Raw genomic sequence first — 26342 nt, 5'->3', positions numbered from 1 at the left:
TTGGTTCATGAAAAATCGACACAATCTGCTAGCTTAAAACGGAGTTGCATCGCTGACCTGCACAGGCGTCAAATCCACAGACTCTTGCTCTGTCTCAGTATCAGCTCTAGACTCCTCCACCTCTTCAGCTGAACACTGACACGGTTTCTGAGATGCGCATGACAAATCCTCACCTTCTGCGACTTCCGGTTCAGGCGGAAGTGCTGCTTCATAGCTTTCGGCATCAACAGCCTCTGCAATCGCACCTCTGGCCTCGGCACTCTGCTCAAACTGTTCTCGCTGACGATCTCTGCGCTGTTTCTCAAGCCTTCTGCCTTCTTCCACTGCCTTTCTCGTGTTATTGTTCAGATACAAATCCACCAGCTTTCGCATTTCTGCAGCATGAAGGGTAATGCCCTTACGCATGCGTTCATGATGAGGATCCCAATCGCGAAGATCATATTTAGCGGCAGCGCCATTCCAACTGATGATATTCAGCTCACGATTCCATCCGCTCTCAAATCTGGTGATAACTCCTAAATGTTCTTTAATTTCAAATGTGATATTTTTCTCTGACATTTCCATCTCTCTTTCCATGCCAGTTCGCCCATGTATATACTACCATTTTTTACATTTACTGTCAACTTCTTTATCAGCATTTTATTTTCCCTTACACACAAGCTTAGAAAATCAAATACTACTATTGCTGCGGTTCGATTTGGATTACCACAATCTCTGGTCTATTGAACACTCTGAACGGGAAGGTACTGTTGCCCAGTCCCCTGCTGATTACCATAGTACTATTCCCCGATTGATGCATACCACTTGTCAGCTTCGGTAAAATTCCCTGCCCAGGCGCAAACAGTCCCTGTGTGAAAGGCAGTCGAATCTGTCCGCCGTGCGCATGCCCTGCAAAAATCAGATTGATACCAGGTACAGCATACACTTCCAAAAACTGCGGCTCATGAACCAGCAATAATGTAAAAGCATTCTCACCTTCCCCCGCATCTGTCAGAAGCGCCGCAATACACTCCCGCACCAGCTGCCTATCAATTTCCGTATCAGAAACCTTCTCTCTACTGCACTTTTCTCCTTCACGTAAAGCGCCGCCGCTAATCTTCGCACGATAAATCGTTTCCTCTGACAGCCCTAAAAGCCGCATCTGCGGCGCACCACTTTTTGTAAAGGTTGTCGCTCTGTCCCTGAGCAGGACAACTCCCATTCCTTCTAACACATCGTACATCTGCGATATTTCCTCTACGGGCAGCGCCAGCTCGTGATTTCCATCAACATAGTAAACCGGCGCAATCTTCACAAGTCCCTCCATCAATGTGATTCCCGCCTGATAGTCCGTATGATTTCGATCTGTCAAATCCCCTGTAAACACAATCAAATCCGGCGAAGCAGCCCTTGTTTTTTCTAAAATCCGTCTCTGTGCTTTGCCGAAATACTCACTCTGTAAGTCCGACAGATGTACAATCCGAAGTCCGTCAAGGGCAGAAGGCAGCGCCTTGTTCCAGTAAAAATATCTCGTTGTTTTTATGCTCTTTCTGCTCCACCAAAGAAAGCCTCCGAGAAGCAAAAGCAACACTGTCATCACAATCATCTGAATCAAATCCTTTTTTCCTTATAAACAGCATTATACAAGAAAATAGCTTTTGCCGCAACATCCGCACATAATACACAGCAAATCTCTTGTATACAATCCACATGCTTTATGATATACTGGTATTCACGTATTACAAACAAGGAGGGCAAAAGTATGCAGCAGTTACAACAGAACAATCATCCGAAACGTCTGAAGCTCATCGGGGACAGAGCGTTTTATAAGAAAGTGCTTCTTATTGCCGTCCCGATTATGCTACAGAACGGCATTACCAACTTTGTCAATATGCTGGATAATATCATGGTAGGACAGGTGGGTACAGAGCAGATGTCCGGCGTTTCCATCGCCAACCAGCTGACGCTGGTCTTTAACATGGCAGTGTTTGGTGCTGTGGCAGGTGCCGGTATTCTGGGCGCCCAGTTTTTCGGCAGCAAAAATAACGACGGGCTGCGTCATACCATGCGTTTTAAAATACTCTGCGGTGTGATTCTGACCCTACTTGCCGCATTAATTCTAATTCCCTTCGGCGGCACGCTAATCGAAGCGTTTCTCCATCAGGGAGAAAGCCATGGCGATCTTGCCGCCACGTTAACCTATGGCAGAAACTATCTTTTAATTATGCTGATTGGCATGCTGCCCAGCGCCCTGTCTCAGGTTTATTCCAGTACACTCCGCGAAACCGGGCAAACTATCGTGCCGATGATCAGCGGTATCGTTGCTGTCCTTGTTGACCTGGTCTTCAATTACATTTTGATTTTTGGAAAATTTGGCGCGCCTGCTCTGGGTGTAGAAGGGGCTGCTATCGCCACTGTCCTCTCGCGCTTTGTCGAGCTTGCTATTATCGTAGTATGGACACATCAACATACGGAGCAACTTCCTTTCATCAAAGATCTCTACCGCAGTCTCCATGTGCCGGCAAGACTTGTCAAACAGCTGCTGCGCGTCGCTACGCCGCTGTTTTTCAACGAACTACTCTGGTCACTGGCGCTGGCTTTCCTGGCGCAGTGCTATTCCATGCTGGGGCTTGACGTCATAGCCGCAGAAAACATCGCCAATACCTTGAGTAATGTTACCAACGTAGTCTTCGCTTCTCTGGGCGGCTCTGTTGGCATCATCGTGGGGCAACTGCTTGGCGCGGGAGAACTGGAAAAAGCCCGGGAGGAAGACAATCAGCTCATCGCCTTTTCCATGTTCTGCAGCGTGATTACAGGAATTCTTCTCATCCTCATCGCGCCTCTGTTTCCGCAGCTCTATAATACTGCCCCGGAAATCCAGCATATCGCCATGCGGTTCATCCAGATTCAAGGACTGTCCGCGCCGCTGTTGGGATTTATCAATGCGTCCTACTTCACCCTGCGTTCCGGCGGAAAAACCATCATCACCTTTTTCTTTGACAGTATGTTCCTGTGGGTCTGCACCATTCCTGCGGTCACCATCATGGTTCGCTTTACCAGCCTGCCTGTGGTGCTGGTCTTCCTGATCGACCATTCGCTGGATTTGATCAAATGCGCCATCGGATTCGTCTTGGTCAAAAAGGGCGTCTGGCTGCAGAACCTGACCGGCGAGCAGGGCGAAAATCAGAATGGAAGTGAAAGTTGTGCAGACTAACCATAATCGCCATCGATTTGCACAACCCATCGCAAAACAATAAGTTCAAAGTTATGCAAATACTTGCTTGAATTCATCCCTTTGCACAACTTTATGCCAGTCAAATACCTTGAAGTGGTACAGAACATGCTAATCTCTCGTAAATTGTACAACTACAGAAGGAAAAAAGGGTAAAAGTTTTGCAAATGAATGCTGCATCATAAAATCTGCACAACTGTATGATAACCAAAGTCCTTAAAGTTGTGCAAATCGGGTAGTTACCGTCTATTCCTACACAACTACCTATCAAAAAACATAAAGCAACACAAAAGGCACAGCCCCAGCGGTGGTTCAAAATCCCACTAAAGGCTATGCCTTAATTTTTTCCTATTTCCGTACGTCAATTCCTTTCAAACTGTATCCTCTACAGCTCTATTTCCAGCTCCACTGGGCAGTGGTCGCTACCAAAGATGTCCGTATGAATCTTTGCATCCACAATTTTGTCTGCAATGCGCTCACTGACGAGAAAATAGTCGATTCTCCACCCCGCGTTGTTCTTGCGAGCGTTGAAACGGTAGGACCACCAGCTGTACACGCCTTCCAAATCGGGATATAGATAACGGAACGTGTCCACAAAACCTGCCGCCTGCAGTTTGCGCATTTTGTCCCGCTCCTGGTCGGAAAATCCGGCGTTGCCCCGATTAGTCTTTGGATTCTTCAGGTCAATTTCCTCCTTAGCAACATTCATATCGCCGCAGATGATGACCGGCTTCTTCTCATCCAGTTCCAGCATAAACTCCCTGAAATCATCTTCCCACTCCATACGGTAGTCGATTCGCTTCAGCTGATCCTGCGCATTGGGCACATAAACATTGACCAAAAAGAACTTCTCATATTCCAAAATCACAGCCCTACCCTCATCAGTATGCTTACCGAAATTAATCTGCACAGACTGCGGCGCTTCCTTTGCAAAAATAGCCGTGCCGGAATAGCCCTTCTTTTCAGCGCTGCTGAAAAATTCCAGATAATCGGGCAGATCTACTTCCGCCTGCCCTTCCTGCATCTTCGTCTCCTGAATGCAGATAAAATCCGGCGTAAGCGCCGTCATAGATTCTACGAATCCCTTGCCGAGACATGCCCTCAGCCCATTAACATTCCACGAAATTAGTTTCATCTCTTTGCTCCTTTATAATGTGCAAAGAGCACAAGCAATCTGGGCTGCAACCTTTGCATTGTTGTAAACAAGCTGAATATTCGCCTCAAGGCTTTCTCCGTCTGTAATTTCCTTTACCTTCGCCAGCAGGAACGGTGTCGTCTCTTTGCCGCTGATATTCTTTTCAGCGGCCTCTGCAATCGCCTCGTCAATAGCGCGGTTAATCGTATCTGCATCCATGGAAAACTCTTCCGGAATCGGGTTAGCAACCAACATGCCCGTATGCAGTCCACATTTTCGCTGTGCATCAAAGGCTTCCGCAACCGCTAGCGGCGTATCCAGTCTATAATCTACGGCAAATCCGCTCTTTCGGGTATAGAATGCCGGCAGTTCTTCCGTCCCGTAGCCGATAACAGGAACGCCTTTGGTCTCCAGATATTCCAAGGTCAAACCCAAATCCAAAATCGCCTTTGCTCCAGCACAAACTACCATAACTGGGGTGTTAGCCAGTTCCTCCAGGTCTGCTGAAATATCCATGGTAGTTTCTGCGCCTCTATGCACCCCGCCGATTCCACCGGTTGCAAAAATTTTAACGTCTGCCATGTTGGCAATCATCATAGTCGTTGCCACGGTCGTCGCTCCGTCAATCTTTTGGGACAGCACTACAGGCACGTCTCTTCTTGAAGTCTTTACAATTTCAGCGCCTTTCTTACCCAAATATTCGATTTCGTCTTTAGAAAGACCGCACTTGAGTCTGCCACCGAGAATGGCAATCGTTGCAGGTACTGCACCATTATCTCTAATAATCTGCTCCACAGCAAGAGCCGTCTCTACATTCTTCGGATACGGCATGCCGTGAGAAATGATGGTAGATTCCAGCGCAACCACTGGTCTGTTACTTTCCAGCGCCTCTCTTACCTCTGGCGCAATATCTAAATACTTGTTCATTAAAACCCCCTGTTTATTATATTATCACAAGAATTTTTTCCTATTTTAAATTATAGACGCTTCTCCCTTTTTTTACAAGTTAATATTAGTATGAATCCTGCCGGAAGTGGTGATACTAAATGCAGGAGGTGAAGAACATGCGCCAAGCAGAAAAGAAAAAAGGAAAAGACAAAGTTGCTGCGGTTTTAATGCTTTGTTTCTGTCTCATCGCTCTCGTCTCGATTTTCACCATAAAGTCCAGCATAGACAAGATTGCAAAAAGTGCAGGTGATGTGCCGACAGCGACAGAAACACCGACAAAACCACAACTAGATGAGCAGACTGATTCCCCAACGGAAGAAGCACTCGATGAAAATGAAAATTCGGAAGAAACTGCTTCCAACATTCCAACAGTTGACAGCCAGAAACAGACAAAGAAGAAAACATCTTTTGCTAGTCCTATTGACATGTCAACAGCAAAAATTTCCAAGGAATACTCCATGGATATGGTGATCTACAACCTGACCTTAGACCAGTACATGACCCACCCCGGCCTTGATTTTGAGGCGCCGCAGGGTTCCGGCGTAAAAGCTGTGGCTGACGGCACCATCACGGAGGTTTACACCGACGACGCCTATGGCATTACCATCGAAATCACCCATCAGGGCGGTTACATTTCCCGCTACTGCAATCTGGCAACAGACAAGCTATGCGAGAAAGGCGATACCGTAAAGAAGGGGCAGGTCATCAGCAACATCGGCAAATCTGCGCTGTACGAATCCATGGACAAAGCTCATCTGCACTTTGAGCTTTTGAAAAACGGAAAAGTCTGCGATCCGACCAAAGTCATTTCTAACTAATCGCAGTCGAAAGAAAAAGAGCCATCTCAGGCTCTTATCTTTACATAGTTGATATTTTTCCCCGTCTTTGCGAATTTATCTTCGTATTCAGTGGTAATATTTTCTGCCGCAAACTCCGAAGCGTGAAGATCTCTGCTCATCTCTAAAATTTCCAGATTTTCCTCTTCAATCTGTTCCAGGGTAAATGTAAACAACCCTTCGTTGTCTGTTTTGAAACAAATGCTGCCACCGGCACAAATAATCTGCCGATACTGCTGCAGCCTTTTTCCGTAGGTAAGCCGCCTCTTTGCATGGCGATCCTTCGGCCACGGGTCACTGAAATTCAGATACACCCCCGCAAGTTCTCCATCCGCAAAGAATTCTCTAATGTCTTTTACATATTCCAAAACAAATCGTACATTGGCGATTTGATCTGCGTCCGCTTTTTCAAAGGCTCTAAGTACCACACTTTGGTGTCCCTCGATTGCCACGAAGTTTCTGTCCGGATACTTCTTCGCCATTTCTGTGATAAACTGACCTTTGCCACAGCCAATTTCCAGATAGACAGGGTTATGGTTTCCAAAAATTTCCTGCCATTTTCCCTTATTCGCAGCTGGGATTGGTACCGTAAACGCCCCATAAGCTGCCAGTTTATTGTCAATATCTTTAATCTTTCTCTGTCTCATATATCCTCTAATAAATCTTCATCAAAACAATGGCTGCCAGAAACAGCGCCATCAAAACCATCGCAGCGTAATCTCTGCCCTGCATTTTCATGGCATGCATGCGCGTTCTGCCTTTGCCGCCTCGATAGCACCTTGCTTCCATGGCCATAGCTAGATCCTGCGCAATGCGAAATGCGCTGATAAACAGCGGTACTAAGATTGGAATCAGTGCCTTTGCTCTGTTCAAAATATTGCCGCTCTCAAAATCCGCCCCTCTCGCCTGCTGCGCTTTCATAATCTTATCCGTTTCTTCAAGAAGCGTCGGAATAAAACGGAGTGCAATAGACATCATCATCGCAATTTCATGAGCGGGCACGCCGACATGCGAAAGAGGTCCTAAAAGCCGCTCTATACCGTCAGTTAGACCGATTGGTTTTGTCGTCAAAGTCAAAAGGGATGAGCCGATAATCAAAAGTACCAGACGCAGCGCCATAAATGCCGCCATATAAAGACCTTCTTTGGTGATTTTCAAAAATCCCCACTGCCACAGCGCATCGCCGCTTGTCATGAAGATATTGAGGCAAAAGGTAAAAACGATAATCAAAAGTATCGGCTTCAGTCCGCGCATAATAAAGGAAAGAGGTACTTTGCTGACCGCCACCACGGTGCCCAGCGCTGCAATACTGACCGCAAATCCGACAAAGCTGTCCACCAAAAACAACTCTACGATAAACAAAATCGTCGCAATAATTTTGATTCTCGGGTCTAATCTATGAATGGGGGATTCCACCCCGTAATACTGTCCAAGCGTAATATCTCTAATCATGATTTCCTCTGCAAATACTCATATATTGATTCTGTCGCCTCCTTGAGACTCAGAATGTTTTCTTCCACAGGAACGCCCTTTTCTTTGAGCTGGCACATCAGTTCCGTCACCGGCGGTACAGAAAGTCCGATTCCAGCCAGCCTGTCTCTCTGCGCGAAAATTTCTTTCGGTGTACCCGCCATGACCAGCTTTCCTTCGTCCATGACCAGCACTTTGTCCGACAGCGCTGCCACGTCCGCCATATTGTGGGAAACGAAAAGAATGATATTGTTCTGCGATTCATGCACCTGCTCAATCATAGAAAGTATATCCTTGTGCGCCCCCGGATCAAGTCCCGCAGTAGGCTCATCCAAAATCAGCACATGGGGCTTCATGGCGATAACGCCTGCAATAGCTACCCGCCGTTTCTGCCCGCCGGAAAGCTCAAAGGGGGATCGATCTTTGATGTCCTCGTAGGAAAGCCCCACAAGCTCCAGTCCTTCCTTAACTCTGCTGTCAATTTCCTCCGGGGAAAGCCCCAGATTCTTCGGTCCAAATGCCACATCCAGCGCTACGGTTTCTTCAAAAAGCTGATACTCTGGATACTGGAACACCAGCCCAACCTTTCTTCGGATGTCCCGCATGCTGACGCCGGGCTTTGTAATATCGACGCCGTCAATTTCGATGGAGCCGCTGTCCGCTTTTAAAAGTCCGTTGAGGTGCTGCAAAAGCGTCGATTTTCCAGAGCCGGTGTGTCCGATGACACCGACAATTTCGCCGTCGTATATGTTAAAGTTAATATTGTCCAGCGCCTTCTGCTCGTCCGGCATACCTTTGGAATAAATATGGGATAAATTTCTTACTTGTATTGACATATGAATTCCACCAATCCTTCAGCGGTAATGATTTCCTTTGGAATTTTGATTCCGCGTTTTCTCAGCTTCTGGGCAAGTTCCACCGCAAGAGGCAAATCCAGGCTCGCTTCTCTGATCGTTTCTTCCTGTGCAAAGACTTCCTCCGGCGTGCCGTCAAGCAGCACATGTCCTCTATCCATAATAATGATTCGGTCAGCCTGCACCGCTTCGTCCATAAAGTGGGTAATCAGCACTACAGTAATACCCTCATCGTGGAGCTGTCTGATAATCTCCATGATTTCTTCTCTGCCTTTTGGATCCAGCATAGCAGTCGGCTCATCGAAAATGATGCATTCTGGTTTCATCGCTACTACTCCGGCAATAGCAATTCTCTGTTTTTGTCCTCCGGAAAGCATATGGGGAGATTTTTTCTTATATTTTCCCATATTGACTGCTGTCAACGCATCATCCACCCGTCTTCGGATTTCGACAGGGTCTATGCCCAGATTCTCAGGTCCAAAGGCCACATCATCCTCAACGATGGAGGAAACCAGCTGGTTGTCAGGATTCTGAAAGACCATCCCGGCGCTCTGCCGCACATCCCAGATGTGGTTGTCATCGCTGGTATCCCAACCTCTTACGAAAATCCTGCCGCCGCTTGGAAGAAGAAGTCCGTTCAGGTTCTTTGCCAATGTCGACTTGCCGGAGCCGTTTCTGCCGATAATCGCAGTAAAACTGCCCCGCTCGATAGAAAGCGACACATCGTCAATAGCGCGGACCTTTTCGTCATCCTCTCCCGTCATATATTCAAAGATTAAATTCTCAATGTGAATGATATTTTCCATATACGCCTCTTGGTAATTATTGTTTAACAATTTATTTTACCACAATTACAAAAAATTTGCCATACTATAATTAGGAGGTGATAAAGTATGGAATTCAACAAGTTTGCGGCGATTTCTCCAAGTGAGATGAAAATCATCGATGACGCTGAAAGAAAGCTCTCTGACCAGTGCGGTTGCCAAGTGGCTTTGATTGCTTATGATGTGAAGAGGGACTAATTTCACAAAAAGAAGTCCCTAGAAAAAGACGGTAACCTGCTTCCAGATTACCGTCTTTTTTCAATTGGTGTATTTATTATTGCTAGCTTACCGTTTCTGTGCTACTTTGTCAGACCATGGTGTATATACTGTGTGACCGTCAATTTTCTTGTAGCCTCTTACTTTGTAATAGTAAGTTTTTCCCTTTGTTGTGCTCTTGTTGAGCGCAGAGAGTTTCTTTGTTGTAACGATTTTCTTATAAGTTCCGTTCTTTTTCGTTGCTCTGTATACCTGATAGCCATCTACTGCGCTTCCTGTCTTTTTCCAGGAAATCGTAATTCCGCTGGTTCCAGTCTTTGTAGAAACTTTAACCTTGACTGCTTTCACCGCATCTTTTGCAGCATAGTACTGTTTTGCATATTCAATCAGCATGGTACTCTTTTCGTAACGCTCAGCTGTGCCTTCTGCTCCGAAAATTACAGAAACAATATTCTGAGTTTTACCCTCGATTGTCACAGGCACTGCAGTAACCATGTTTGCACCGGATCTATTGGTTGTTCCGGTTTTCAATCCGATTGCACCCAGATTGTAAATCAGCGTTCCATAAGTTGAAGTTGCAACAACACCTTCTCCAAAGGTTGGAAGTTCAATTTGTGTCTGTCCTGTAAATGCAGTCAGTTCCTTCTGATAGTTCTTCAGCAAATAGGATGCCAGTTTGAACATATCTTTTGCACTCATGGAATTCTGACGCTTTGCAGTTACTGCGCTGCTGTCATAGTTTGGAAGACCATGTACATTGTAAAATACAGCTGAGGAAAGCCCCAGTGCTTTTGCTCTTTTGTTCATCAGTTTTACAAATGCCTCTTCGGATCCGCTGACAGCTTCAGCCAGCGCAGTTCCACACTCATTAGCAGACGGCAACAAGAATCCTGCCAAAAGATCACGAACAGAAACTTCTTTTCCAAGTTCAAAATTATTTCTGCAAATACCGGTGCTGTCTTCGGAGTTTGCTTCCTCCATCACTGCTTCAGAAATTTTTACTTTCGTATCCAGTGAAATTTTACCTTTGTCAATTGCTTCCTGCACCAGCAGATAAGTCATCAATTTTGTAGTGGACGCCAGCTGGGTCTGTACATTTTCGTTACTTGCGTAAAGGATTTCTCCCGTGTCAGCGTTGCCGACAATCGCACCGTGCAGAAAACTGAAATAACCATTTTTGTCAAGCTGATCGATGTCGATGCTGAAGTTCTTCTTCGTATTCACCGACAATGCATTTTTCCCAGTCAGCTTAGTTTCCAGACCAAAGGCAAATCCCAGATCTAAAATTTTCATGTAGATATCGTCTCCAGCTTTATACACGCTGTAGCCATAAGGCTTTCCGTCGATCTCCATGTTGGTCGGCGTTGTCATTCCCGGCGTGCTCAGGCTAATATCGTCCTGCCCTTCTTTTGGATTCTGGCTATATGTTACATCAAATGCTGCATTCTCTCCACCGACAGCTTCATAAGCTTTTCCCGTGGTGAAGATGTACTTGCCACTTTCTTCATCGTATTTAAAATTCATCTGCTTCTCACTTCCACTCAAAGCACTGCATAGATCTTTGACAGAAACATACATGTTATACGCATAGGACGCATTGTACGCTTTTACGGTCACAGGTTCATTTCCATCTACGCTGACTGCCAGATTGACTCTCTGCATCTGATCTCCTGCATAGACGGTTCCCATCGCGCCAAAACACATCGTCATGACGACAGATAAAACCAGGATTACACTGATTAGCTTTTTCTTCATTTGATCATCTCCTTTTCTTTCGTGGTATCTCACACTAGAAAGGACATGCAAATGTTGTGCCAGAAAAAGGTTATTCTGAAAACTCTTTTATTTTAGGAGATTCGGATTTTTTCTGCTGCTTTCCCCTCATCTTTTCGTCCGAAATTCCGTTTAAAGAATCCGAATTTTAGAACATGCGTCCGCTGTGTACTTTAATATTAAAATTCTATGTTTTTCAAAGTCCTGCTTTCTAATCCATCATATAAATGCCAAAGAACCCCACCTTATCCTTCCCATGATCCCAGGAAAGTCCGCAGGTTTTACATAATTCTGCCACATTGATTCCGTAAGCAGAAAGGCAGGAAGCTCTCTTCTCCGGAAATCTACATGGCTCACCGCTCACCTTTGCACAAGCGCTGCATGGTCCTGCCATAATTGCCATACCTTTAATGCCCTTCGCCTCAAGTTCATTGATAAAAATTCTGATTTTTGCGTTATGTCTTTTCTTCAGCGAACCGGTCTCTACGGAATCGGTGATGTCTCCTACCGGCTGAATGGTCTGCAAAACCAAGGCACGGCTGTATTTCATCACCTTGTCCTTCATTTCGGCAGGGGTACCGCAATCCGGCGGACAGCCATAATTTTTCCCAAAATTACCGCATTGGTTCATCTCGCAGTATTTACGAAATTCAAATTCAAAGACCAAATCCTTCGCATTCATAAATGCGCTGTTTTCAATACCTACCTCTTTAGCAATCCGTAAAATTTCCTGTTCTGTCATAATAGTACCTCATTCAAATATGTTTCCACTGCGGTAATTATACCACAATCTCCCCAAAGAAAAAAGGAATCTTCCCCGCTGAAGATTCCTCTGTCCGTCGCAATTTATTTATAAGCAAAGAATTTTTTCGCCGGTGTTTTGCAAAGGGCGCTTGCTAATATGCAAGCAAGGACCATGCCCACTGCAAACTGTCCGATATTCCACGGCACACCCGAAAGCGGCGCAATGAAATTTCCATACATGACAGCTTCGGTCACATAATAGCCTGCTGTCATTTCAAGGCCTGCGATGACCATTCCGATAACTTCCCCCACAGAAATTCTACCCTCTTGCTGGTTTTTCCCTGACTTTTCCATTCTCTCCACAAAACTTCCCAAAATCCATGCCATAACCAGCTTAATCAGCAGCGTCCACGGCGCCCAAAAAGCATAACCGCCGATGATGTCACCCAAAGCCGAGCCGGCGCCTGCTGCCAGTGCACCGCTTTTTTTGCCAAGAATCAAAACGGCCAGAAAAATCATGGAGTCCCCCAAATGAACGTACCCCTGGGTAAACGGAATCGGCACTTTGATAAACATGGTCGCAATCATCACAAGGCACATCATCAAGGCCGTCATTACCATTGTCGCTATTTGATTTCTATTTTCATTTCTAATCATAATTTCACCTGTTTCTATTGACTTTCTCTCTGTCAGTATTATAATAGCACTAAAGTGTTCTTAAAGAAACAGTCAGAATATATTATTTTTATATATACACTTTGGAGGTTTTTGCGAAATGAAGCCAATTACAATAGAGTTCAAAGACAGTTCTAAAACGCCTTTATACATACAGTTGTACAGACACATAAAAAGTGAAATTACCTGCGGCAATATGACCGCCGGAGAGAAACTGCCTTCACTCCGCAGACTTTCTGCAGATTTGTCCATCAGCATTACCACCACCGAGCAGGCGTACAACCAGCTTTTGGTAGAAGGCTACATCATCAGCAAGCCGCAGTCCGGCTACTATGTTGCCAATGTGGCTGGCGGCAGTTCAGACAGAGGACTAACCCCAGAGACTGGTCTTGACCTCTCCTCTTATGCGGTACAGGAATCCCCTTACAAACAAGATTTGTCCTGCTTTGACTTTGGAAAATGGAAAAAATGCATGGCCCGTGTGCTTAACGACTACTCCCGTCTGCTGCTCTTTGAAAGCGACCCGCAGGGAGAAGGCGCCTTGCGCTTTGAGATTTCAAAGTACATCTATAACTCTCGCGGTGTTATCGCAAACCCGGAGCAGATTGTCATAGGCGCGGGTACCCAGCAACTGACCAGTCACCTTTGCCGGATTCTGCGCAAAATCAGCGTAGACCATATCGCAACCGAGGATCCCGGTTATCTTCCAGTGCAAAACATTTTCCGCGACCACGGTTTTAGTATTACGAAAATTCCTGTATCAGACGACGGAATCCATATAGAAAAACTGCCGACCAATATTCCTTCGGCAGTCTACGTCAGCCCCTCTAATCAGTTCCCTACAGGCTCCGTTATGCCGGTGGGCAGACGCTACCGGCTTTTAGAGTGGGCAAAAGAAAATCACAGTTTTATATTAGAGGACGATTACGACAGCGAACTGCGTTACTTCGGAAAACCTGTGCCGGCGCTACAGGGTCTTGACGACAGCGGCAGGGTTGTCTACCTGGGCTCTTTTTCGTCCACTTTATTTCCCGCAGTCAAAATCAGCTACATGGTGCTGCCGGAATCAATGATGGAAATTTTCAACACCATTAAAACCGACTACACCCAGACCTGTTCCAAAACAGAGCAGCTAACCCTCGCCCTCTTTATGGAAGATGGGCTTTACTACACCAATATCAAAAAATTGCGCAAGCTTTACGGTCAAAAACTACAGATCGCACTTACCGCTTTTGCGTGTTTTGGCGTCGGCTTCGTCACACCGACCAATACCAACTCAGGAATCAACATCATCTTAAAAGTCCGCACAAAAAAATCCCCTGCGATCCTTTCTGAAATGGCTCGCTCCATCGGACTCAATGTACAGCCGGCTGCCAGCCTGACTGACCAAGATACCGCCGCCCTCATCTTTTATTATAATCAGATTCCGCTCGGCGAAATGGAATCCAGCATTGCGGCTATGATCACATTGTGGAAAAGCTGCTGATGTATCGCTTCGATTTTGCTAAATAGCTGCGAAACCTGCACCATTTTCTTTAAATTTTAAGGCTATGGTGCAATTTTTCATCTCGACGCTTCTATTCTTGCACCATTTCCTTTCAAAATCGAGTCAATGGTGCGAATTTGACCGTCAACAGCTAGTTCAATAAGCGCTATGTTGAAAGTCATCTTAATTCAGCTTCCATTATTCCCCTTTTATTTCCATTATATCCATTATCATGCATACAATTCTGCCTTGTAGGTTATGCTCGACGCACCATACGCCCGATAAAAAGCAAAAATGGTGCACCTTTAGAAGCAGCCAACTTCAAATCCGCACCATTGGCCATCTATTTAAAGAAAATGGGGCAAAAGTTGTGTTCTGACGACTTCATCAATCCAAGCGCTGTTACAACTGCCCTTGTTATCATCCTGTGTCAAAATTAAATCCTTGCCGATTACAAAACCATTCATCTGATAAGTGTACAGCTTATTTGCAGTGTTTTCGCAATATGTCATTTCACTTAAAAGCCCTAGATGCTCCCAGATTTTATAGCCGCCTAATGGCAATTTGATGCGAAAATCCGGATAGAAATACTGCCCTGTAAATGACAAACGTTCCTCATATCGAAATGGAATGTGGTAATAGAACAATGTATTTGCAATAATGACTTCCGACTTAGAACGCACGAAAATTCCGCTTAAAGTTTCGTGAACCAGGTGCTGCGGTTCATACTCGCACTTTGGATAGTCAGCACTCGCCCAGTCCTGCAGTTTCTTCGCCGTAAATCTGCAGAATGCTCTTTGATAAGCCGGCGATAAGCCATGCAAAATATCCTTTTGTTCTGTGCTTTGATAGCTCTCCTGCAAATCTTCCAGCAGAATAATATTTTTTTCTGCTCGCCGATTTACCTCCTGCTGGATTCTTTTATCCAAAAGGCACCTCACTATCTGCGGATTCTTTGAGATATTTTCCTCAAGATATCCATTTTCAGTCCTATATTTGCGATAAAACACCGCATCGACTTTCCTCTCTCTCATTTTCAAAAATCCGTCCGGCGCTCTATTTAAAAACTGCTTACTTTGATATAGCTGCTGCTTCTGCTGTTTCAACTCATTTTCAATCAAAAAAGAAAAACTCACTCTAATCACCTCCATCTTTATTGTGACATAATCGAGGCGAGATTTCAAGAAAGTTTTTCCTTATTTTACATTTTTTGCTATTTTTCTTCCGCGAACCCTATAAATCCGCTGGTCTTCGTCAGTACGCCGTCCTTGTCCACAAAAAGCGCTTCCACACCGTCAATACCCTCAATAAAGTCGACACCCTCTTCCACGCCCAACATGAGGCATATAGTCGCCATAGCATCACAGTCGGCAGAGGTTCCTTTATCACCCACGAGACTTACACTAACGACATCGTTATTCACCGGCCATCCGGTTTCCACATCCAATATATGATGGTAATAAGTTCCGTCCGCTGCTTCAAATCCGCGCTCGTAAATGCCGGAAGTTACCACCGTTTTATTTGCAGCTTCCACATAGCCGACAATTTCTCCACTATCAGAAAACGGCTTTTCAATACCAATTTTAAAGGCATCGCCGCCCTTATCGCCAATTACGATAATATTGCCGCCAAAGTTGACGACGGCGCTGGTAACGCCCAATTCTTCCAGACACTCCGCCGCACGGTCAGCCACATAGCCCTTTCCTATGCCGCCTAAGGTAATCTCTGCCTTAGGATTTTCCAGCGTCACATCATTTCCGTCAATCTTCACCGCCCGGTAGTCAACACCCTGCATAGCTTCCTCCACTGCCGCCGTAGAAGGCACCTTCGGCTCCGACTCATGAAAATCCCACAAAGCAGCTGCTTTTCCGATGGTGATATCAAACTTTCCGCCTGAAAGATCGCCATAATACAATGCCTTTTTCAGCAAAGAAACAGTTCGCAGGTCGCATGCAGCAGCCTTGCCGCCCGCATGATTTACCTTGTAAATATCACTGCCCTCAATGGTCGCACTGATCAGCGACTCGTACTCCACACATAATGCAAAAGCTGTGTTAATGGCATTCTCCGCATTCTCCTGCCCCATAGCTTCCATATCGTAAATTGTAATCTGACATAGAGTGTCCATGTAGTAACTTGTTTTTGATACCGGCTTTTCTGTACAGCCAGTCTGTGTTATAATAACAGAAGCAGTCATTATCGCAATGACCGCAATAGAAAGAAATTTTTTCATTACATATACCTCAAACTTTATTGGAGTTTTTATGTTCAAAATCATCAACAAGGCTGATATCGTGCTCTTTTTCTGCCTGCTTCTCATAGGTCTTGGCCTTTCTGCGTGGTCCCTCACATCGGGCGGCGCCGGTCAACAGGTCATCGTCACGGTGAACGGACAGCACTATGGCACCTACAGCCTCTTCGAAAATCAGACGATAGAGATTCAGCAAAAGAATCATCTTAATAAGATTACCATAAAAGACGGCACGGTGCAAATGACTTATTCCGACTGCCACAACCAGGTGTGCGTCAAAGACGGCAAGGTTCGCATGGCAAATCAGAGCATTGTCTGCCTGCCAAACAAAGTCATGGTCGAAATCGTCGGCGGAGAGGGGGAGCTTGATGCAATCTCAAATTAGTACTCGTACCAGAAGAACTAAGGCGCTAGCCCTTTCTGCCATGTTTGCCTGTCTTGCGCTGATTTTTTCCTATGTAGAAGCAATAATTCCTTTTAACATCGGAATCCCCGGTGTCAAACTGGGGCTAGCCAATCTAGTCATTGTCATCGCCCTGTACGAGCTGAATTTTCGCTACGCCTTTGTCATCAACATGATCCGAATCCTGCTGGCAGGACTTTTGTTCAGCGGCGTATTCGGTGCGCTTTACTCACTGGCTGGCGGCATTTTGTCCCTACTCGTCATGTGGATTTTGAAAAAGACCGAACTGTTCAGCATGGTCGGCATCAGCATGGCAGGCGGCGTGGCGCACAACATGGGGCAGCTTTTAGTCGCCGCCGCCATCGTATCCAATCTGCGCATGTTCCTGTATTTTCCGATATTGATGTTCAGTGGGCTTGTAACCGGCATTCTCATGGGCATTGTCGCATATGTCATCGACAACAAAATACCAAAAAGTATATTTAGATAGAAAGAGGTTTTTTATGAAACAGCAATTAATTGACCTGCGCACACGCATGCAGCAGGCAGGCGTTGACGCCTACACCATTCCAACCACAGATTTTCACGGCTCCGAATATGTCAATGACTACTTCAAATGCCGCAAATTCCTTTCAGGTTTCACAGGCTCCGCGGGAACCGTGGTTGTCACACAGGAGGAAGCATATCTCTGGACGGACGGCAGATATTTTCTACAAGCGACGGATCAGCTAAAAGACACCGGTATCGGCCTGATGAAAATGGGGCAGCCGGGGGTTCCGACCATCGACGCTTATTTAAAAGAAAAGCTAACACCGGAAAGCACCATCGGCTTTGACGGCAGAGTCTGCGATTACGCCTTTGGCTGCAAACTGGAAAGCATCTGCAAAGTAAACTACGAACTGGATCTGGTCGGTGACATCTGGAAAGACCGCCCCGCTATCAAACCGTCTAAGATTTACGGGCTGCCGTCCTCTGTCACCGGCGAAACAGCTGCTTCCAAGCTGGCGCGAGTTCGCAGCTATATGGAAAAAAAGGGCGCTGACTATCATCTCATCACGAAACTAGAAGAAATCGCATGGCTTTTCAACGTGCGCGGCGACGATGTCGCCAATACCCCAGTATTCTTCAGCTTTGCGCTGATTGCCAGAGATCACGCATACCTTTATGTCATGGACGAAACTTTTAAAGAAGAAGACGTCCGTCCATATTTCCAGATTTTTGAAGACATCAAGACGATTCCGCAAGGTACAATCCTGCTGGATGAAGATGTAGTCAGCTATGCTCTAGTGCGTTCTCTGCCTGAAAAAGTACAAATCATCAACAGCAGCAGTCCTGTTACCATGATGAAAGCCCTAAAGAATGAGGACGAAATCAGAAGCACAAAAAATGCCCATCTAAAAGACGGCGCTGCTATGGTAAACTTTATCTATTGGCTGAAGCAGACCGTCGGCAAAGAGGAAATCACAGAAATTTCTGCTGCTGATTACCTGGAACAATGCCGCAGAGAGCAGGAAGGCTGTTATGACCTCAGTTTTACCACCATTTCCGGCTATATGTCAAACGGCGCTATCGTCCACTACGAAGCGACGCCAGCAACCAACAAGACACTAAAACCGGAAGGGTTTCTTCTGGTGGATTCCGGTGGACAGTACGAGGACGGCACCACCGATATTACTAGAACCATCGCCCTAGGACCTTTGTCGCAGAAAATGAAAGAGCACTACACCACAGTACTTCGCTGTCACATTCGTCTTGCCATGGCAAAATTCCCCGTGGGTACTACCGGCAGTGAGCTTGACACTTTGACCAGACAGCCGCTTCATGCCATCGGTCTTGACTACAACCACGGCACTGGGCACGGCGTCGGTCATCTGCTCAGCGTCCACGAAGGGCCCCAGACCATCAGCGGTAAACCTGGCTGTGATGTGCCGTTTTATCAGAACATGATCACTAGCAATGAGCCGGGCGTTTATCTGGAAGGAGAATACGGAATCAGGCTGGAAAATGAAATTCTCTGTGTTGACGCTGCAAACGGAAAACTGGGCTTTGAAAACCTGACTTTCTGCCCATTTGACAGGGAGGCAATTCTTCCAGAGCTTTTGACAGAAGAGGAACTGGCATGGCTCAACAACTACCACAGAGAAGTCTACGAAAAAATCGCACCGCGGGTATCCGCAGAAACTTCCGCCTGGCTGAAAGAGCAAACAGAGAAGATATAAAAGAATATATAAAATTCAAAGCAGCGGCTGGTTTTCCAGTCGCTGTGTTTAATTTATTCTGGTTTCTCGAAATTCTCTTGACATCCAAAACATATTGTAGTATCGTTTGTTTATAAATAAACGTTTTATAAATTTGTTTATTTATAACAGCACATGTCATTATAAATCTATCATTATTGAAGAAAGGACAAGAGAACTATGCAAAAACTACTTCAAAAAATTGGTTTAGGCGAAAAGATGTCAAGGAATTTCTGGGCAATTCTAATCGTCGCTTTCGGTGGCGCCATCATCTATGGTCTGCCATATTTCAGATTTGACTATTACGATGTTTATCTGGAAACCTATCATCTGACCAATACCCAGATGGGTGTATTCGGCAGTGTACTGGGTATCTTCGGTATGATTTCCTACCTATTCGGAGGAATTGTCGCCGACAGATTCTCCACCAGAATGATTCTGACCGTATCGCTGATCGGAACAGGTCTGGGCGGATTTGCTCATCTGCTCCCGCTAAACTACACTGCTCTTCTATGTCTCTACGCATTCTGGGGAATTTCCTCCCTGTTTGCATTCTGGCCTGCCTGTGTTAAAGCAGTGCGTATACTCTCCGGTTCCGGCGACCAGGGTAAAGCCTTCGGCTTCTTTGAAGGCGGCAGAGGCATCGGCGCCGCTTTAATGGCGATGGGCGCAGTAGTCGCATTCAGAATCGGTATCGGTCAAATTGACAATCAGGCACAGGGAATGAAATACGTTATCATATACTACTCTGTTCTGACTATTCTGATGGGAATTTTAGCATTCCTCACCGTTAAAGACGGCAAGATGGAAGCCAGCGACAGAATCTCCTTCAAAGGCATTGGTCAGGTTCTGAAGCTGCCTGCAGTATGGATTATCGGATTCGTTACCTTCTGCAACTATGTATTCACCCTTTCCCTGTACTACTTCACACCGTATGCTACAGGTATTTTAGGCGCTACCGTTACTTTTGCTGCAACTCTAGCCGCTCTGAAGAGATGGCTTGGTACTGTCAGCAGTGTGGCAGGCGGCTATATGAGTGACAGAATCGGAACAGGCAAAACGATTTTGATATCCTTCTTAATTATGGCTGCAGGTACCGCAGGCATTTTACTGCTGCCAACTAACGCTAAAAGCATCATTGCATTCACTGTCATTTTCATGATCATTTATATCTTCTACAGTGTAAACTATGCGCAGACTTGGGCAATGATGGACGAAGGCGCAATCCCTGAAAAATATTCCGGCACTGCGGCAGGTATCATCTCCACCGTTGGTTATCTCCCTGAAATCTTCGTGTCCGTCATGGCAGGTATCATGATTGACCAAAACCCAGGCGTTGGCGGCTACAGACAGTTCTTCGGATTCATGATTGGCATGCTGCTGCTTGGCGCTGTCATCACCGTAGTATGGATTAAATTCCTGAAGAAAAACAACGCAAACACAACAAATCAAGAAGCATAAGCAATTAGAATGGTAACTATGATGAAAAAAGAAAGTGTAAACAAAGAAATATTATTTGAAAGGGTCTATGTAGAAACGCCTGTCGATACTGACGGCGACGGCAGGTATGACCTGATTGCCGTTTACATCAGACGACCTGTATCAACACTTCACGGCGAAAAAGTTCCTGCTATCTATGTGGCCAATCCGTATATGCTGTCCTGTAATGAGAACTGGTATGCGCCGCACAATGTAAATCAGGAAGTAAAAGTATATCCTGCACAAAACATTGCCGAGGAAGATATTCGCTACGACTTTTCCAAGGAGCCAACCTTTGCAGTCACGGAGCATCGTAAGACCAGCGGCTATGCTAAGACCTCTCCCTGCACGGAAGAGGTTGAACTGGAAGGCATCAATCCCATTTACAATCATTTTAACGCAAGAGGCTATGGCTGCGTATTCTGTGGCGGACTGGGCACTAGAGGCTCCGAAGGCTTTACACTGTCGGGTTCGCGCGAAGAGATTCTTGCTTTCCGTTCCGTCATAGACTGGCTCTGCGGCAGATGTCGTGCTTTTACCAACAAAACCGACAACATTGAGATTAAAGCAGATTGGTGCACAGGTAAAGTCGCTATGTCAGCGAAATCCTACCTCGGAACTATGTGTATCGGCGTAGCGGCTACCGGCGTGGAAGGACTGGAAACCATTATTCCCGAAGCAGGCATCTGCAACTGGTACGACTACTATCGATACAACGGGCTGACTGTACCTGCCCTTGACTGGCAGGGAGACGATCTGGATATCCTTGCAAAGTACTGTTTTAGCAGGGCTAAAGATCCAGATGACTACGAAAAAATCAAAGACGCTTATGCCCAGCAGCTGGAAAATCTGTTCATAAACGAAGATCGGGATTCCGGCAATTACAACCTGTTCTGGGATCAGCGCAACTATCTGAGACAAATTGAAAACTTCAAAGCCTCAGTATTTATCATTCATGGTCTCAACGACTGGAATGTAAAGACAAATCAGTGCATTCCCCTTTTTCAGGCTTTGGAAAAGCAAGGAGTTGAGCGAAAGCTTCTGCTTCATCAGGGTGAGCATGTCTACATATATGCGCTGAAAGACGCAGGGGTGCTCTCTATGCTGGAACGCTGGCTGGATCACTATCTAAAGGGCATCGATAACGGCGCTGAAAAAGAACCAAAAGTTTTGGTAGAAAGCAACACAGATCAATCCCGCTGGTTTGCCTCTGATACATGGCCTCCGGCAGACTGGTCTTATGTGGACTTCCCGATTCGCAGCGCTAGCAATCAAAAGACTTCCGTTATCGTCGATGATCTATCTAAAACAGCCTACGACAAAGCTTCCGACAATCAGAAAGAGTGGCTGGACAACTTGGTTTTAGCCGAAGAAAAAGACGCACCATACCGCTGCAGATTTTTCTGGGATCCGTGGGAAGCAGATACCTCAGCGCAGAAAACAGCTCACTGCAGCGCCGATGAACTGCGCATCTCCGGCACCATCAAAGTATCCTTTGATGCAGCCATCGATAAAAAAACGGCTATTCTCAGCGCTATGCTGGTAGATATAGGCGCAGACTGCCGAATTACCGCTGAGCAAGTGCCTGTCGAAGGGGATAATACTTTCGTCTTTGGCACGGAAGCCTCCCCATCTGCATATAAAGTGATCAGCCGCGGCTGGCTCAATGCGCAGAATCGAACCTGTCTCTGGAGCAAGGAAGATATTATAGCTGGACAGATTTACAGCTACGATTTTGATATGGTTCCGACAGATCACAGCTTGAAAAAAGGTCATAAACTGGCGCTTATTCTATACGGCATCGATGCCCAGCAGACATTGCGACCGGATACAGTCACCAGAATTGAAATTCCTACAGGCAGCATCCGGGTACAAATTCCTCTGCTTTAGGCACATAATTAAAACTATTACAAAGGCTGCCTTCCCGGCGGCCTTTGTTCATACGCCAAAATCTATAGCCCTTGTGGCTGCCGCAGCCGTATATAGCAGCATGGCAAAGGCATGAAAAATATCATTAGCCATCAATACTGACAAAATGATAGCAGAATGCAGGATTTTGTCAGTAAATCGTAAAGAATCCATCTTAATACGCCTGAAATCCTGACAGAACTGACAAAATCAAAAATAATTGTCAGTATTGGCAGGAATTTTGAAAGAAACACTGACAAAACTGACATAAATCTAAAAAGCTGTCAGTTTTGTCAGTTCCAGAAAATCATTAAACGTTTTTCGTGCGTTTGCCGTGTATAGCAGGAAGAACACTTGCCATTCAAAGCAAAATATGATATCGTTTTTGTATAGACTTTTGCATTCAGGAGGATTTTAATGGAATTAAAAGAATTAACAGTCTCCGAACTTTCTAGCGGCTATTACCGTTCAAAGGAAACCGGACAGCTTACCTGCATCTTCTGCGGCGAAGCTTTTGAGGAAGGACTTATCTATAATTCCCGAGGAAGAAATGTCACGGCTCAGCGCGCCATAGCAGAGCATATCTTCGACCGACACGGCGGCGTATTTCACGGGCTGATTCAGCTGGACAAGCAGATTAACGGTCTCTCCGAAGTGCAGAAAGATATTCTCACCGGCATGTATGAAGATATCGATAACAAAACCTTGGGCGAAGAACTTCACATCAGTACCGCTACAGTTCGCACCCACAAATTCAATATACAGAAGACGAAGCGTCAGGCACAGATTCTGCTGGCAATTCTCGCACAAATTGAGGACGAGGAACTGGTAGCAGCCAGAAAACAGCTGTCAGATGAGAGTGCAGAAAAGGCACCGATAGATTTTCCAAAGCCAAATCAGGATTTCTGCCGCAACACCCTGCACCCGTTCTTCACTACATTTGACTTAAAATAGCGACATAAGAGTTTCAGGAGGTAGTTAAAACTATGATCGGATATTACAACAAACTCGCAGAGTTTAAAAAACTGATCAGCCGCATAGAGTATTTATCCTATACGCAAAATTCTCTGATTTACTGGGATAAGCTCACCTATATGCCGCCTGGCGCCATCTCCTATCGTGCCAAAGTCCTCGCTTTTCTGGCAGATGAGCAGTACAGATTTATGTCTTCTGCAGAATTCAACAGCTACATGGCTTACTTTGATCATCACAAGAAAAATGATGCTCTGACCAAGTCCATGATTGCGCAGATAAAGCAGAGCGCCGAATACGTACGGCGGATTCCCGAAGATGAATACCAGGCATATATCCAGCTGATTGCCGTTTCTGAGCAAGTTTGGGAAGAGGCAAAGGCTAAGTGTGATTTTGCCTTATTTCAGCCATATTTAGAAAAAATCTTCAGCACTTTTAAAAGTTTTACGAAGTATTGGGGATATGAAAAAGATCCTTATGACGCTCTTTTGAACTATTATGAGCCTGGACTCACAACAGAAACGATTGATAATTATTTGGTGAAGCTAAAGCCTTTTCTCATAGATCTCTACAGTCAGATTCAGCAGTTAAACCGTTCCTCCCTTTCTTCCTGCGAAATCCTTCCAGTCATGGGCGGCAGCAGCCAGAAAGCCCTTTGGGAGCATCTTCTTAAAAAAATGGGGTTCAGCTTTCATACTGGGCGCGTGGATATCGGTTCACACCCCACAGTTCTTGCTAATTCTCCTGATGACGTGCGCATTGTCAACGCCTACCGCGAAGATAATACAGTTTTCGGTCTGTTCAATGTCATGCACTCTGCAGGCAAAGGCATCTACCAGCAGTCCATCAGCAAGGATCTGCTGGGTACTTTTCTCGCAAAGGTACCTTCTTTCGCCTTGGAAGAAGGAATCGGGCGGTTCTACGAAAACATCATCGGAAGGAGCAAAGGCTTTGCTGAATTTTTTACACGGGAACTTTCGGTTTTCTCTGGCGGCAGTCACTTGCTTTCCGCTCAGCGTTTCTATGAAGATGTCAATGCAGTAACACAGGCCCCAATCCGTCTGCAGGCAGATGAACTGACTTATCTGCTTCACGTTATCATTCGCTATGAAATCGAGCGGGATCTCATCAATGACCGTCTTAAGGTTTCCGATCTGCCTGAGGTTTGGAATCAAAAATACCAGGAAATGCTGGGCTGCACACCTGCCAACGATGGAGAAGGCGTGCTGCAGGATATCCACTGGGCTGCCGGTTATGTCGGATATTTTCCGACCTATCTGGTCGCAAATCTTGCAGCTGCACAGCTGGCAACTGCTATCGATACCAGCTGCGGCCATCTGGACGATCTGATAGCAAAAGGAGATTTCGCTGCAATCAACCAATGGCTGAAAGAAAATATCTTCACCTACGGAGCACAGTATTCCACCAGCCAGCTCCTAAAATCAGCTTCCGGCAGCTCGCTGTCATCCCAGCCCTACATGGATTATCTGCAGAAAAAATATACAGAAGTGTACAAATTATAATTTCCAAGGCGCAGTGAGTATATCATGGCAGCATCCTTTGAGAAATCTATGCTAAACAAAAACCGGCTTCATGCCGGTTTTTATTAAATCGTTATCAATTTTTCAAAGCAGTAATGGGTACAACATATACACCATCTTCCCTTTGATATGCTGCATTTGACATACCGCATATCACGCACAAAATTGCAGGCAGTTTCCCTTTGGGCTCTTTTTCAATATCTTTTTTAAGGCGAAGTAAGGCTTCTGCTGCTGCTTCTATCTGATTGGCACCCAGCTTAATCTCAAAAGCACTCCACTTTCCATCAGGCATTTCAACAACAGCGTCAATTTCGCCGCCTCTATAATCCTGATAATGATAGAGCTTTCCGCCAAAAGACTCCGCATAAATCTTTAAATCCCGCTCGCATAGAGACTCAAAGAGAAATCCCAACGTCTCTAAATCGCCGAGAAGTCTTTCCGGTGTAGCTTTCAGCAAAGCACACGCTAAGGAAGGGTCCGAAAAATGCCTCTTCACCGCCTGTTTTACACGAACAGAGGAGCGAATTTCAGTTGAAAACGGAGGCTGATTATCAGTAATAAACAGTCTTGCAAAAATATCCAGATATTCTTTTACCGTTTCGATATCAATATCCTCATCATCTATTTCTTTCATATCATTTTTTAAGGTTTTATTTGTAACAGTTGTGCTCTCATTTCGGGCAAGGGAGCGCAGCAGTTTCTCCATTTTAACAGTATTTCGCTTTACCCCATCTATGCGATATACGTCATCTTCAATGACCGCGCTTAAATATTCCTCAGGTATGATTGCTGCCTGCTCCTGTGATAATCCCAAACTACCCGGCCATCCTCCACGAATGATATAGAAAATCAATTTTCGCAAATCCACGTTTCCTGTCATTACAGCTTGGAAGTCACCCTTACAGAGTTTCTCCAAGGAAACTTCTCCTGAAGAATCACCCGACTCATACAGCGACATCGGACGCATTCGCAATCTCGCAATTCGCCCTGCCCCACTATGCAGAATCCCTTTGTGATTAGGCGTCGCTGAACCGGTCAAAATAAATTGCCCCTTTTCCCCCGTCTGATCCACCTTATATCTAACTGCGTCCCATATAGGCGGCACTTCTTGCCATTCATCAACAAGTCTAGGTGTTTCCCCCTCTAAAACCAACTCCGGCGATAACTCTGCCAATTTCCTGTTCTGAAAATTACCTTCCGGATTGCCAATTAAAATTTCACTATTGCTATGAAAAGAAGACGTCCAAGTCTTCCCGCACCATTTAGGTCCTTCTACGCATACCGCTCCGAAAACTTGCAGATATTCTTCAATGGTTTTATCAATGATTCTCGGCATATAATATTTCTTGTCCATGCTCTCACCTCTACCATTATTGTAC

25 protein-coding genes are annotated in these 26342 nt (G+C 45.6%); 11 read left to right on the top strand and 14 right to left on the bottom strand.

From position 1 onward, the window contains the following. Positions 1 to 33: 33 nt before the first annotated feature. Both V1225_RS04605 and V1225_RS04600 read right to left on the bottom strand, forming a co-directional pair. Positions 34 to 558, bottom strand: coding sequence for a PC4/YdbC family ssDNA-binding protein (locus V1225_RS04605; RefSeq protein WP_338547678.1), 525 nt, complete (start codon positions 556 to 558; stop codon positions 34 to 36). A 121-nt stretch (positions 559 to 679) separates the two neighbouring features. Beyond that, complete coding sequence (locus V1225_RS04600; protein WP_251613554.1) at positions 680 to 1585, bottom strand: metallophosphoesterase; 906 nt, start codon at positions 1583 to 1585, stop codon at positions 680 to 682. Between the two features lie 156 nt (positions 1586 to 1741). Between V1225_RS04600 and V1225_RS04595 the strand changes: the two genes are divergently transcribed. Then, on the top strand, positions 1742 to 3193 hold the full coding sequence (locus V1225_RS04595; protein ID WP_338547677.1) for an MATE family efflux transporter: 1452 nt from the start codon (positions 1742 to 1744) through the stop codon (positions 3191 to 3193). A 403-nt stretch (positions 3194 to 3596) separates the two neighbouring features. Here the strand turns inward: V1225_RS04595 and V1225_RS04590 are convergent, their stop codons facing one another. Both V1225_RS04590 and V1225_RS04585 read right to left on the bottom strand, forming a co-directional pair. Further along, positions 3597 to 4346 (bottom strand): exodeoxyribonuclease III, encoded by a 750-nt coding sequence (locus V1225_RS04590; protein WP_338547676.1) that lies wholly within the window; start codon positions 4344 to 4346, stop codon positions 3597 to 3599. Positions 4347 to 4358: 12 nt separating this feature from the next. After that, a complete protein-coding gene (locus V1225_RS04585; RefSeq protein ID WP_160201978.1) occupies positions 4359 to 5273 on the bottom strand; it encodes a pseudouridine-5'-phosphate glycosidase in 915 nt (304 codons plus the stop codon). 137 nt (positions 5274 to 5410) lie between these two features. Between V1225_RS04585 and V1225_RS04580 the strand changes: the two genes are divergently transcribed. Beyond that, the gene (locus tag V1225_RS04580) at positions 5411 to 6112 is read left to right on the top strand and encodes a M23 family metallopeptidase (RefSeq protein ID WP_160201979.1); all 702 of its coding nucleotides are present in this window, start codon (positions 5411 to 5413) and stop codon (positions 6110 to 6112) included. A gap of 26 nt (positions 6113 to 6138) precedes the next feature. On the opposite strand, the gene trmB is transcribed toward V1225_RS04580, so the two are convergent. From trmB to V1225_RS04560, 4 genes are read right to left on the bottom strand one after another with little or no spacing between them, the layout of a single operon-like run. Next, entirely contained in the window at positions 6139 to 6777 is a 639-nt protein-coding gene (gene trmB / locus V1225_RS04575; protein WP_338547675.1) for a tRNA (guanosine(46)-N7)-methyltransferase TrmB, read from the bottom strand. Between the two features lie 7 nt (positions 6778 to 6784). Further along, positions 6785 to 7582 (bottom strand): energy-coupling factor transporter transmembrane component T, encoded by a 798-nt coding sequence (locus tag V1225_RS04570; RefSeq protein ID WP_338547674.1) that lies wholly within the window; start codon positions 7580 to 7582, stop codon positions 6785 to 6787. Then, entirely contained in the window at positions 7579 to 8436 is an 858-nt protein-coding gene (locus tag V1225_RS04565; protein ID WP_338547672.1) for an energy-coupling factor transporter ATPase, read from the bottom strand. The genes V1225_RS04570 and V1225_RS04565 overlap by 4 nt, the downstream gene beginning before the upstream one ends. Further along, a complete protein-coding gene (locus tag V1225_RS04560; RefSeq protein WP_338547671.1) occupies positions 8421 to 9260 on the bottom strand; it encodes an energy-coupling factor transporter ATPase in 840 nt (279 codons plus the stop codon). Before V1225_RS04560 ends, V1225_RS04565 begins: the two co-directional genes overlap by 16 nt. A gap of 87 nt (positions 9261 to 9347) precedes the next feature. Between V1225_RS04560 and V1225_RS04555 the strand changes: the two genes are divergently transcribed. After that, positions 9348 to 9476, top strand: a complete 129-nt coding sequence (locus tag V1225_RS04555; protein WP_275557599.1) for a hypothetical protein — start codon at positions 9348 to 9350, stop codon at positions 9474 to 9476. A gap of 87 nt (positions 9477 to 9563) precedes the next feature. On the opposite strand, the gene V1225_RS04550 is transcribed toward V1225_RS04555, so the two are convergent. From V1225_RS04550 to V1225_RS04540, 3 genes are all read right to left on the bottom strand, one after another. Beyond that, the gene (locus tag V1225_RS04550; RefSeq protein ID WP_160201984.1) at positions 9564 to 11249 is read right to left on the bottom strand and encodes a serine hydrolase; all 1686 of its coding nucleotides are present in this window, start codon (positions 11247 to 11249) and stop codon (positions 9564 to 9566) included. A 229-nt stretch (positions 11250 to 11478) separates the two neighbouring features. Then, positions 11479 to 12009, bottom strand: a complete 531-nt coding sequence (locus V1225_RS04545; protein ID WP_338547670.1) for a DUF2284 domain-containing protein — start codon at positions 12007 to 12009, stop codon at positions 11479 to 11481. A 104-nt stretch (positions 12010 to 12113) separates the two neighbouring features. Next, on the bottom strand, positions 12114 to 12668 hold the full coding sequence (locus V1225_RS04540) for an ECF transporter S component (protein ID WP_160201986.1): 555 nt from the start codon (positions 12666 to 12668) through the stop codon (positions 12114 to 12116). A 118-nt stretch (positions 12669 to 12786) separates the two neighbouring features. Between V1225_RS04540 and V1225_RS04535 the strand changes: the two genes are divergently transcribed. Next, on the top strand, positions 12787 to 14172 hold the full coding sequence (locus V1225_RS04535; RefSeq protein WP_160201987.1) for a PLP-dependent aminotransferase family protein: 1386 nt from the start codon (positions 12787 to 12789) through the stop codon (positions 14170 to 14172). 347 nt (positions 14173 to 14519) lie between these two features. On the opposite strand, the gene V1225_RS04530 is transcribed toward V1225_RS04535, so the two are convergent. Further along, a complete protein-coding gene (locus tag V1225_RS04530) occupies positions 14520 to 15308 on the bottom strand; it encodes a hypothetical protein (protein ID WP_338547669.1) in 789 nt (262 codons plus the stop codon). Positions 15309 to 15385: 77 nt separating this feature from the next. After that, positions 15386 to 16405 carry an FAD:protein FMN transferase gene (locus V1225_RS04525; RefSeq protein ID WP_338547668.1) on the bottom strand — a complete coding sequence of 340 codons (1020 nt, stop codon included), beginning with the start codon at positions 16403 to 16405 and terminating at the stop codon, positions 15386 to 15388. A 31-nt stretch (positions 16406 to 16436) separates the two neighbouring features. Between V1225_RS04525 and V1225_RS04520 the strand changes: the two genes are divergently transcribed. From V1225_RS04520 to V1225_RS04490, 7 genes are all read left to right on the top strand, one after another. After that, on the top strand, positions 16437 to 16808 hold the full coding sequence (locus tag V1225_RS04520; RefSeq protein WP_160201780.1) for a NusG domain II-containing protein: 372 nt from the start codon (positions 16437 to 16439) through the stop codon (positions 16806 to 16808). Beyond that, positions 16792 to 17316, top strand: a complete 525-nt coding sequence (locus V1225_RS04515) for a Gx transporter family protein (RefSeq protein WP_161909039.1) — start codon at positions 16792 to 16794, stop codon at positions 17314 to 17316. The genes V1225_RS04520 and V1225_RS04515 overlap by 17 nt, the downstream gene beginning before the upstream one ends. A 13-nt stretch (positions 17317 to 17329) precedes the next feature. Continuing rightward, a complete protein-coding gene (locus V1225_RS04510) occupies positions 17330 to 19045 on the top strand; it encodes an aminopeptidase P family protein (RefSeq protein ID WP_338547667.1) in 1716 nt (571 codons plus the stop codon). A gap of 198 nt (positions 19046 to 19243) precedes the next feature. Beyond that, the gene (locus V1225_RS04505; protein ID WP_160201777.1) at positions 19244 to 20524 is read left to right on the top strand and encodes an MFS transporter; all 1281 of its coding nucleotides are present in this window, start codon (positions 19244 to 19246) and stop codon (positions 20522 to 20524) included. Between the two features lie 18 nt (positions 20525 to 20542). Then, the gene (locus V1225_RS04500) at positions 20543 to 22432 is read left to right on the top strand and encodes a Xaa-Pro dipeptidyl-peptidase (RefSeq protein ID WP_251613354.1); all 1890 of its coding nucleotides are present in this window, start codon (positions 20543 to 20545) and stop codon (positions 22430 to 22432) included. 435 nt (positions 22433 to 22867) lie between these two features. Beyond that, positions 22868 to 23404 (top strand): LuxR C-terminal-related transcriptional regulator, encoded by a 537-nt coding sequence (locus V1225_RS04495; RefSeq protein ID WP_160201774.1) that lies wholly within the window; start codon positions 22868 to 22870, stop codon positions 23402 to 23404. A gap of 32 nt (positions 23405 to 23436) precedes the next feature. Further along, the gene (locus V1225_RS04490; protein ID WP_160201773.1) at positions 23437 to 24945 is read left to right on the top strand and encodes a carboxypeptidase M32; all 1509 of its coding nucleotides are present in this window, start codon (positions 23437 to 23439) and stop codon (positions 24943 to 24945) included. A 94-nt stretch (positions 24946 to 25039) separates the two neighbouring features. On the opposite strand, the gene V1225_RS04485 is transcribed toward V1225_RS04490, so the two are convergent. Further along, positions 25040 to 26317, bottom strand: a complete 1278-nt coding sequence (locus V1225_RS04485) for a DUF4143 domain-containing protein (RefSeq protein ID WP_251613352.1) — start codon at positions 26315 to 26317, stop codon at positions 25040 to 25042. Between the last annotated feature and the right edge of the window lie 25 nt (positions 26318 to 26342).

The sequence above is a fragment of the Emergencia sp. JLR.KK010 genome (assembly GCF_037018265.1).
Classification (GTDB): Bacteria; Bacillota; Clostridia; order Peptostreptococcales; family Anaerovoracaceae; genus Senimuribacter; species Senimuribacter intestinalis.
The sequence above is the reverse complement of the archived record's forward strand: the minus strand, read 5'-3'. Positions and strand labels throughout refer to the sequence as shown.